General features: G+C 66.3%; 11 protein-coding genes. 3 read left to right on the forward strand and 8 right to left on the reverse strand.

Features of this window, described 5'->3' with window-relative positions:
- Nucleotides 1-36: 36 nt before the first annotated feature.
- From PRN20_RS22435 to PRN20_RS22445, 3 genes are read right to left on the reverse strand one after another with little or no spacing between them, the layout of a single operon-like run.
- Nucleotides 37-876 carry an ABC transporter ATP-binding protein gene (locus PRN20_RS22435; RefSeq protein WP_273959898.1) on the reverse strand — a complete coding sequence of 280 codons (840 nt, stop codon included), beginning with the start codon at nt 874-876 and terminating at the stop codon, nt 37-39.
- A gap of 10 nt (nt 877-886) precedes the next feature.
- The gene (locus tag PRN20_RS22440; protein WP_273959899.1) at nt 887-1951 is read right to left on the reverse strand and encodes a FecCD family ABC transporter permease; all 1065 of its coding nucleotides are present in this window, start codon (nt 1949-1951) and stop codon (nt 887-889) included.
- Nucleotides 1948-2991, reverse strand: coding sequence for an iron chelate uptake ABC transporter family permease subunit (locus tag PRN20_RS22445; RefSeq protein WP_273959900.1), 1044 nt, complete (start codon nt 2989-2991; stop codon nt 1948-1950). The genes PRN20_RS22440 and PRN20_RS22445 overlap by 4 nt, the downstream gene beginning before the upstream one ends.
- Nucleotides 2992-3199: 208 nt before the next feature.
- Here PRN20_RS22445 and PRN20_RS22450 point away from each other — a divergent pair, with 208 nt between their 5' ends.
- Entirely contained in the window at nt 3200-3625 is a 426-nt protein-coding gene (locus PRN20_RS22450) for an OsmC family protein (protein ID WP_273959901.1), read from the forward strand.
- Nucleotides 3626-3789: 164 nt separating this feature from the next.
- Here the strand turns inward: PRN20_RS22450 and PRN20_RS22455 are convergent, their stop codons facing one another.
- Complete coding sequence (locus PRN20_RS22455; protein ID WP_273959902.1) at nt 3790-4506, reverse strand: hypothetical protein; 717 nt, start codon at nt 4504-4506, stop codon at nt 3790-3792.
- A gap of 146 nt (nt 4507-4652) precedes the next feature.
- On the opposite strand from PRN20_RS22455, the gene PRN20_RS22460 reads away from it, so the two are divergent.
- Both PRN20_RS22460 and PRN20_RS22465 read left to right on the forward strand, forming a co-directional pair.
- The gene (locus PRN20_RS22460) at nt 4653-5459 is read left to right on the forward strand and encodes a thermonuclease family protein (RefSeq protein WP_273959903.1); all 807 of its coding nucleotides are present in this window, start codon (nt 4653-4655) and stop codon (nt 5457-5459) included.
- Nucleotides 5456-6928 (forward strand): M48 family metalloprotease, encoded by a 1473-nt coding sequence (locus PRN20_RS22465; RefSeq protein WP_273959904.1) that lies wholly within the window; start codon nt 5456-5458, stop codon nt 6926-6928. Before PRN20_RS22460 ends, PRN20_RS22465 begins: the two co-directional genes overlap by 4 nt.
- 3 nt (nt 6929-6931) lie before the next feature.
- Here the strand turns inward: PRN20_RS22465 and PRN20_RS22470 are convergent, their stop codons facing one another.
- The 4 genes from PRN20_RS22470 to fdxA form a co-directional block, all read right to left on the reverse strand.
- Nucleotides 6932-7054 (reverse strand): hypothetical protein, encoded by a 123-nt coding sequence (locus PRN20_RS22470; protein ID WP_273959905.1) that lies wholly within the window; start codon nt 7052-7054, stop codon nt 6932-6934.
- A gap of 59 nt (nt 7055-7113) precedes the next feature.
- Nucleotides 7114-7911 (reverse strand): class I SAM-dependent methyltransferase, encoded by a 798-nt coding sequence (locus PRN20_RS22475; RefSeq protein ID WP_273959906.1) that lies wholly within the window; start codon nt 7909-7911, stop codon nt 7114-7116.
- Between the two features lie 138 nt (nt 7912-8049).
- Nucleotides 8050-8613, reverse strand: coding sequence for a CarD family transcriptional regulator (locus tag PRN20_RS22480; protein ID WP_273959907.1), 564 nt, complete (start codon nt 8611-8613; stop codon nt 8050-8052).
- A 330-nt stretch (nt 8614-8943) separates the two neighbouring features.
- Nucleotides 8944-9282: a ferredoxin FdxA gene (fdxA, locus tag PRN20_RS22485; RefSeq protein WP_273959908.1), complete on the reverse strand. Its 339-nt coding sequence runs from the start codon at nt 9280-9282 to the stop codon at nt 8944-8946.
- Between the last annotated feature and the right edge of the window lie 348 nt (nt 9283-9630).

A 9630-nucleotide genomic window follows, 5' to 3' on the forward strand; every position in this document is an offset into this window, starting at 1 on the left:
CGACGAAGGCGTCGAGGCCTGCGCGGTGCGTGAGCTTCATTTGAACTGCTCCTCGAAGGGATGGAGGTTGCCGCCCTTGGGAACGATCAGCGGCGTGTGGGATACGGGGTCCTCGATGACGAGGCAGGCGATGCCGAAGACCTGCTCGACCAGTTCGGCGGTTACGATGTCGGCCGGCCGACCCTCGGCGAGGACCGCCCCGTCGCGCATGGCGATGAGGTGGCTGGCATAGCGGCAGGCATGGTTGAGATCGTGCAGCACCGCAACCACCGTCTGGCCCTTGCCGCGGTTGAGCTCGCGCAGCAACTCGAGCAGTTCGATCTGGTGGGCGATGTCGAGGAAGGTGGTGGGCTCGTCGAGCAGGAGGATCGGGGTCTGCTGCGCCAGCACCATGGCGACCCAGACGCGCTGACGCTGGCCGCCCGAGAGCTCGTCCACGAGCCGATGCGAAAACCCCGTCACCTTGGTTGCGGCCATGGCCTCGATGACAGCAGCCTCATCTTCCCTGGACCACTGGCGGATCAGCTTCTGGTGCGGGTAGCGGCCGCGAGCAACGAGGTCGGCGACGGTGATGCCGTCGGGTGCGATCGAGGTCTGGGGCAGCAGACCGAGCGTGCGGGCCACCTCACGGGCCGGGTGGCCGTGGATGGTCTTGCCGTCGAGCAGCACTTCGCCGGCGGTTGGCTTGAGCAGCCGGGCGAGTGCGCGAAGCAGGGTGGACTTGCCGCAGGCATTGGGCCCGACGATCACGGTGAAGGACTGGTCGGGGATCGCGACGTTGAGGTGCTCGGCGATTATCCGCCGGTCGTAGCCGATGGTGATGTCGCGGGCGCTGAGCCGGCTCGTCGTAGTGCGTTCGGGGTCGTGCTCATTCATCTCGGCCATCTCAGCGGCGGGCCTCGCGCATCAGGAGGCAGGCGAAGTAGAGCCCGCCGATGCATACGGTGACGATGCCGACGGGCAGTTGGGTGGGAGCAAAAGCCCGTTGGGCGAGGAAGTCGGCTGCGGCCAGCAGCAGTGCCCCCATGCACGCAGACGGCAGCAGCGCGACCCCCGCCGAACCGCTGAGGCGCCGCGCAATCTGCGGCGCCGACAGCGCGACGAACATGATCGGACCGGCAGCGGCCGTAACGGTCGCGGTGAGTGCGACGCCCACGACGGTTAGGCCGAGCCGCGTTCCTTCGGCGTTGACGCCGAGGGCCCGTGCCGCGTCGTCGCCCATCTCGAGCTGATGCATCGGGCGCGACAGGATCAGCGCACATGGCAGGAGAAGGGCGAGGATCACCGAGACCTGCAGCAGCCGATCAAGGCCGAGCCCGTTGAGCGAGCCTGCGCCCCAGGTAGCGGCCGCCATCGCGACCTCCAGTTGGGCGCGCATCAGCATCCAGGTGTTGAGCGAGGTCAGCATGGCGCTGACGCCGATGCCGACGATGATCAGCCGGAAGCCCTGCACGCCGCCGCGCCAGGCGAGCAGGTAGACGGCAAGGGCGGTGAGGATGCCGCCGGCGAGCGCTCCACCAGCCACGGCAACGAAGCCACCGCCGGTCATGGTGATGATGACCAGGGCGCCCGTATAGGCACCGGCATTGAAGCCGATCACGTCGGGGCTCCCCAGCGGGTTGCGCGTCAGCGACTGGAAGATCGCGCCCGAGACGCCAAGTGCTGCGCCCATGATCAGCGCCAGCAGGGTGCGCGGCAGGCGCCACTCGACCACCACCATGTGAAGCTTGGCCGAGGCCTGGCCAAACAGTGCGCCGATGACCTGATCGACCGGGATCTGGTACTCGCCGCTCGCGAGCGTCAGCACAGCGACGGCGACGGCGAGTACCAGGAGGACACCACAAATGGTGAGGGTGCGGAGGTCGAGCCGCTGCGAGAAGCGCTCGCCGAACAGGCGCACGATGCCCGTCGGACGCCCGAAGGCGATGCCGGTCGTCGGCGTGTCGCTCATAGCCCGCTCACTTTCCGTCGGCGGGCGAGGAGGATCAGGACGGGAGCGCCGATGAAGGCGGTCACGATGCCGACCTGCAACTCGCCCGGGCGCATGACGATGCGGCCAATGATGTCGGCCGAGAGCACCAGGATCGGCGCCAGGACGATCGTGTAGGCGGTGATCCAGCGCTGGTCCGGCCCGACGATCCAGCGGGCGACATGCGGCACCATCAGGCCGACGAAGCCGATCGGCCCGGCCGCGGCGGTCGCCGCACCGGCGAGCAGCGTCACCGCAACGATGACCACGGCCCGGATCCGGGCGATGTTGGCGCCCAGCGCGGCGGCGAGGTCGTCGCCCAGCGCCACGGCGTTGAGGGGGCGGGCGACGACTGCGGCAAGGCCGATGCCGAAGAGGATGAAGGGGGCGATGACATAGACGGTGTCCATGCCTGCGACGGCGAGCGAACCGGCATTCCAGAACCGCATCCGGTCGAAGGTTTCGGGGGCGAGGAGGGCGAGGCCGGAGGTAATGCCGCCCAGCACGGCGCCGATCGCGATGCCGGCAAGCGTCAGTCGGATCGGCGTCGCCGCGCCGCGCCCGACCGAGCCGATGGCATAGACCAGAACCGTCGCAGCGATGGCCCCGAGGAAGGCGAACCAGATGTACTGGTGGATCGTGGAGATGCCGAACAGGCCCACGCCCACCGAGACGGCGAAGGCGGCGCCGGCATTGACGCCGAGGATGCCGGGATCGGCCAGCGGGTTGCGTGTCAGCGCCTGGATCAGGGCGCCGGCGAGCCCGAGCGCCATGCCCACTAGGAGCCCGAGCACGGTACGCGGCAGGCGCAGGGCCATGATGATCGCGTGGTCGTCGCTGTCATTGTAGGCAAATAAAGCCTCGATGACCGTCGGCAGTGGAATGTCCTTGGATCCGACCGCGATGCTGGCGAGGAGGACAAGCACGAGCAGTCCCAGCGCCACGAGCAGCCAGGACATGCGGCCGGCATTGGTCTCGGCGAGGCCGGGACGCCGCTCGGCACCTGACGCGGCAGTGCTCACCGTCCGTCCTCCAGGCCGTTCCGCTGCTGGGATGCTTGCGCGCGCAAGGGTGTGACCTCTCCAGGCCATTCCGATCGGCGTAGCGCTACAAATTTGGATATCGGCAGTCAACTTTCTTGTGAGCGATACGGTGCAGCCGGCCTGTTGTTGCCGGTGCAAGCTCGTTGCTATGGTCGGCGCCATTCACTCGAGCCAACGGAGAGGCAGCATGAAGCGCACGGCCACGGCGAACTGGGGCGGCACCCTGAAAGAGGGCGGCGGCACCCTCGAGTCACAGAGCGGGGCCATCCGCGGACTACCCTATACCTTCAAGGGGCGCTTCGAGGACGAGGAGGGCCGTTCGGGCACCAATCCCGAGGAGCTGATCGCTGCAGCCCATTCCGGCTGCTTTGCCATGCAGCTCAGCGCCTATCTCGCCGAGAACGGGACGCCGGCGGAGAACCTGAAGGTGACGGCAGCGGTCGAACTCATCCCGGGCACCGGCATCACCGGCAGCGCGCTCACTCTCGAGGGGAAGGTTCCCGGCATCGACGCGGCCAAATTCACCGAGCTTGCCGAGAAGGCCAAGGCGAACTGCCCGGTTTCGAAGGCGCTGGGCGCCATCAACGTCACGCTCGACGCCCGCCTCGTCTGATCAAGAAAAAACGCGATCGCACGGAACCATCCCTTCGCGACGGCGTTTACTGGAAGTGATCAGATGCTACTCGAAAGGGAAGTCTCAGATTGCAAAGCGGCGGGAGGACCGGCGAAAGCCAGCCCTCCCGCTGTTGTTTCTGGCCCAGCGCATTCCCCGACAGTTCAGATCTGTGCTTGCCGCCAGTCCGGCCAGGCCGCCACGTAGTGGACGCGGCGCGTGTGACGGGCGAATTCGCCGAATGGGGCCACCTCCCATTTCCAGCGCAGGCCCGATCTCGGCACGCGCCAGCCATGCAGCAGGTCAGCGCTGTCGAGCACGACGCCATGGCGGTTGAACACGCGGTAGTCGAGATCGGTGACGAGTGTCACCGGACAGGGCAGGGCGGCCAGCTGCTCGAGATGGCCCGACACGATCCGTGCCCCGTCGCTTCCCGCTTGCGTGGCAAGCGCGCTGACCACATTGGCCGAGATGACCCAGTCGAGATCGGGGATCTCGGCGAGGAAGCCGAGCGGGGCCGGGCAGCCGGCATGGCCGAGGTCGCGCCACTGCAGTTCGATGTTCCCATAGCGCGCGAGGCGTGGCGTGATGGTGGAGAGATGCGCGCGGTCGACGAGGATTACGCGCCGGAAGGTGCGGGCCAGCGACTCGAGCGGAATATCGTAGAGCGGCCCCGACCCCAGCACGACGATCGCTCGCCGGACTGCGAAGTCGTCGATCGTGGTGTCGATGAGGCTGCGGGCATGGGCCATGTGCGGAGCCCAGGCCCGGCCCTGGCGCTGGCCGAGGGACCAGTAGCGCACTGCATCACGCAGGTGCGGGCGGAACGCCGGAGGCGTCGCGCGGTAGCTCGCGGCATGGACGGACAGTTCGGCGAGCATCGTGTGTTGCAGCCCGGCAAGAGAATCGCCGTGATCCTACGAGGTCGGGCCCGGGGCGCAAGAATCGACATGGTCCGAGGCGGGTCGGGGAGGAATTTCGCCGCAATTTCGTGCAGGTTACGGCACGCGTCGTTAGGGGTCGGTCTTTGCTTGTTCGCGAAGTGCTTACAATTGCCGCGGCGGTGGCGCTGGCTGCCATGCCGATGACTGTCGCCGCCTGCGACGGCCTGGTCGACGGACCCAGGGGCCGCGTCGCGTCGGTGACTGACGGCGATACCGTCGTGCTCGATTCGGACATCGTCGTGCGGCTTATCGGGACGCAGGCACCCAAGCTGCCGCTGGGCCGCGAGGACTTCGAGACCTGGCCCAAGGCCGAGGAATCGCGGGTAGCGCTGGAGCGGCTCGTTCTCGGCAAGCAGGTCGTCGTGCGCCATGGCGGCGAGCGGGTGGACCGGCACGGGCGCACGCTGGGCCAGCTCTTCATCACCGCTCCGGTCGAGACGTGGGTGCAGCAGCAGATGGTCGCCGACGGCTGGGCGCGGGTCTATTCCTTCCCGGATAACCGTGCGTGCGTGCCACAGTTGCTGGCAGTAGAGACACAGGCACGGCTGATGAAACTTGGCATCTGGGCCGATCCCTACTATTTCGTGCGGCGGGCGGGCCGGCCGGCAGATTTCGCCGGGCGTGCGGGCCGCTACGAGCTGGTTGAAGGTCGGGTGCTCATGGCCGATGAGGCACAGGGGCGCGTCTACCTCAACTTTGGCCGATCGTGGAAAGAGGATTTCACCGCCGTGATCGACAAGGCGGCGTTGCAACTGTTTTCGCGGGGCGGACTTGATCCGCTGAGGCTCGATGGCGCGTTGGTACGGATCAGAGGCTGGGTGGATGAGAACGACGGACCGCGCGTTGAGATCACCCATCCCGAGCAGATAGAGGTTTTGCGCGCTCCATGAGCACCAAGCCGATGAGCAAGGCGTTCGGAAAGACGCTCGGCGCGGGACTGCTTGTCCTGCTGGCCGGATGCACCAGCCTGCCCGGCGTTACCCCCAGCCGGACCGGGGGCCAGAACGTGCCGCCCATCACCGCCCCCTCGGACGATCCTGAGGAAGATGCGATCGGCGCGCGCGAGCATCCGCGCATCGTTGCTTCCTATGGCGGCATCTACTCGGACCGCCAGGCCGAGATCATGATCGCGAGGATCGTGGGCCGCCTGCTCGCGGCCGCCGACCAGCCCAACCAGAAGTTCACCGTCACCATCCTCGATACGGCCGAGGTCAATGCCTTCGCGCTGCCGGGCGGCTATGTCTACGTGACGCGCGGGATCCTCGCGCTCGCCTCGGACACCTCGGAGATCGCGGCCGTGCTCGCGCACGAGATCGCCCACGTGACGCTCAAGCATGCGCGGGCCCGTACCAACCGGGCGCGCACCAACGAGATCGTCGACAAGGTGGTGTCGGGCGTGTTTGGGGCCGATACGGCGACGGATCAGGCGTCCAACCGCTCCAAGATGTCGCTGGCGGCCTTCAGCCAGCAGCAGGAACTGGCGGCCGACAAGGAGGGCATCCTCACTGCCGGCCAGGCGGGGTTCGATCCCCATGCGGCAGCGCGCTTCCTCGGGGCCATGGGCCGCTTCGCGCATTTCTCCGCCGGCGACGCCGGCCAGGATGATGACTTCCTGTCCTCGCACCCCTCGACGCCCGACCGCATCCAGAAGGCGGTCGAGACGGCGCGCGCCTTCTTCGGTGCACCTGGGCTCGGCGAGACGGATCGCGCCGGCTACATGGCCGGCATCGAAGGGCTGTCCTTCGGCGATAGCCCGGCGCAGGGTGCGATCTCGGGGCGGCGCTACGTCAATCCGGCGCTCAAGTTCACCTTCGAGGTGCCGTCGAACTACACCCTCCAGATCTCGAAGGGCGCTGTAGTCGGCGTTGCCGGTGAAGGCGAGGCCGTGCGTTTCGACAGCGCCGAGGTGCCCGCTTCGATGGGGCTCGAGGCCTATCTCAAGTCCGGCTGGATCGCCGGGCTGCAGCCGCAGACGGTCAAGCGCGAGAGCGCCAACGGCTACGAGATGGCGACTGGCGTTGCCATGACGCAGGACTGGAGCTTCCGTGTCGCCGTGGTGCGCCACGAGGGCCGGGTCTATCGCTTCATCTTTGCCGCCAAGTTCGACAGCGCGGCCTTCGCCAAGGCGGCGGACGCGACGCTGAAGAGTTTCCGCGCGGCGACGGCCAAGGACCTCGGCCTCGTCAAGAAGCTGGTGGTGCGCACGGTGACGGCCGGGTCCGTCGACACGGCGGATTCGCTGGCGCGTCGCATGAGCGGGCTCAGCCGCGGCACGGACCTGTTCTACATCCTCAACAACCTCTATCCGGGCGACACGCTGGTCGCCGGCGAGCGCTACAAGATCGTCACGGTCGAGTAAGGTTCAGGCCAGCATCAGGCGATAGGCCGGGAAGATGAGCTCGCCGGTCAGCGCGGCGAGCTCGATATCGCCGGGCTCGGCCGCGTCGACCCAGCGGATTTCCTCGATCTCGGCCTGGGGCGCCACGTCGCCGTCATGGCGCAGGAGGTAGGGCGGTCGGGCATCGGGTGTCCCCGGTCACGCCCTCAGGTCTTCTTGCTGACGAACAGGCCGCTTTGCTTTTGCGTCTCGAGAACGCCGCCGCCAGCCGCGAAGGCTTCGTCGATCCTTGTCCGGAACAGGGCCAGCTCAGGTTCGCCGGCAGCGTCGCCCGGGGGATAGGAAGTGAGGGCGAGGAAGACGTCCTCGGGATCGGTGATGCGCATCCGGGCGGGATGCTCCGCCATGGTGACATTGCCGAAGCGGGCGCGCAGCTTCTCCTCGGCGTGGTCGTAGCCGAAGTAGGTGGCGACGATGTTGTAGGGCGTGCCACCGAAGGCGGTGCTCAGCTCGTAGAGCGCTTTGGTGTCGCCCATGCCGTTGGTGGTGACGGCGAGCGTGCCGCCGGGCTTCAGTACGCGGTGCATCTCGGCGATCGCCTTTTCCTGGTCGCGCACGTGGTAGAGCATGTGCATGGCGATCACGAGATCGAAGCTCTTGTCGGCGAAGGGCAGCTCGGTGGCGTTGGTTTCCACGCCGCGGACCGAGGCGAAGGGGAGAGCCTGGCAACGCTCGGTCGCCTCCTTCACCATGCCCGGCGAGAGGTCGGCGAGGGTGAGGTCGATGCCCTGCGGCAAGGCGCCGGCAATGGTGGCCCAGAACCAGCCGGGGCCGCAGCCGATGTCGAGAACGGAACTATTGGCCTTGAACGGCAGCTGTCCGGCAACCCACTCGAACCACGGCGTCTCGGTAATCGTGTACTCCTGGTTCAGTCGCGCTCGCGCTGCGAGCTTGCGGCTGTCCCCGTACTGCTTGGCATTATTTGTGTCCGCAGCGCCCGACATTCCCGATCTCCCAAGATGATTGCGCGCGGACACTATCAGCGCGTGGGGTTAAGACAAGTCGGGCGGGTTGCTGCATACTCTCCAAATGAAAAAGGCCGGCGTTGCCGCCGGCCCTTCCAGAATTATTGTTGCCCGAGCTTACGCTGCGGCTTCCTCGGCGTCCGCGGCATCCGACTTGGGGCCGCGACGCGGGGACTTCTGCAGGTTCTTCTCGATCAGCTGCACGGCCTCGGTGAGGGTGAGCTTGTTGACCGCGGCGACTTCACGGCTCATGCGGTCCATGGCCTGCTCGAAGAGCTGGCGCTCGGAGTAGGACTGCTCCGGCTGGTCGTCCGAGCGGTAGAGGTCACGCACGACTTCGGAGATGGCGATGAGGTCGCCCGAATTGATCTTGGCCTCGTATTCCTGGGCGCGGCGCGACCACATGGTGCGCTTGACGCGAGCCCGGCCGGTAACGGTTTCAAGCGCCTTGTTGACCTCGTCCTCTTCGGCCAGCTTGCGCATGCCGACGGACTTGATCTTGGCAACGGGCACGCGAAGCGTGAGCTTGTCCTGCTCGAACGAGATCACGAAAAGCTCAAGGGTCAGGCCTGCGACTTCCTGCTCCTCGATCGAGGTGATCAGGCCAACGCCGTGTGCCGGATAGACGATGTACTCGCCCGTCTTGAATCCAAGCCGCTGCTGAGGCTTCTTGGTGACCATAAAGGGATACTCCTATTAACGCCGCCGCCGGACAGCTCTCCGCGGAAAGGCTGTCCTTTGTTGTTGCTCATTGGCCTGCCCGAATGTAAGCAGAGCCCAACACGCACCCAAGGGTCCGCGTGACCCTTGAACTGCGCCCCCAATATCTGCTGGTGTCATAAAAAAAGTGCCTTGCGGCACGCTGGATGACGGGCAAGCTCCATTCGATATAGGGAGCCTAGCACAAAATTTCAGCAAAATCAAAAGCCGCGAATCAATGACCACCGGAAACCACGTATCCGGCGGTCAGGAGGCCATTCATTTTCGCGGCGAGACAGCCGAGGGACGACGTCAGTCGCCTTCGCCGGGGGCCTCGGAGAAATACTTCTCGAACTTGCCCTCCACGCCGTCCCACTCCTTGGCGTCAGCCGGAGCGTCACGCTTCTCGGTAATGTTGGGCCAGGCGGAGGCGTATTTGCTGTTGATCTCCAGCCATTTGTCGAGACCGCCCTCGGTATCGGGCTTGATGGCCTCGGCCGGACATTCGGGCTCGCACACGCCGCAGTCGATGCACTCGTCGGGATGGATGACGAGCATGTTCTCGCCTTCATAGAAGCAGTCGACGGGGCAAACCTCGACGCAGTCCATGTACTTGCACTTAATGCAGTTGTCCGTGACGATGTAGGTCATATTCGCGAGCGTTTCCTGCTCAGGGTTGTCGTGCCGCTGGGTCTTGGCCAGGCGCATGCAGGAGGTGCAGCACCTCGGGCGGTGCTAGCCCTTTTTCTCAGCCATCGCAAGGGAAACGGCGCGAGGCCGGCCGTCAGCCTACCGTGTTGTTTTCGAATGCCGTGTAGCCGCACCATCGCATGGGTCCCCGGGTCAAGCCCGGGGATGACGGTGGGTGGTGGGGCGAGGGCGGTGCGACACCCTCGATGTCATCCCTGCGAAGGCAGGGACCCATCTCGCCGCCGGCGCCGGCTGCGCGTTGGGTCCCTGCTTGCGCAGGGATGACAGCCGGTGGGGTGGTAGTACCGT

The organism is Devosia sp. ZB163 (assembly GCF_028613635.1).
Lineage (GTDB): Bacteria > Pseudomonadota > Alphaproteobacteria > Rhizobiales > Devosiaceae > Devosia_A.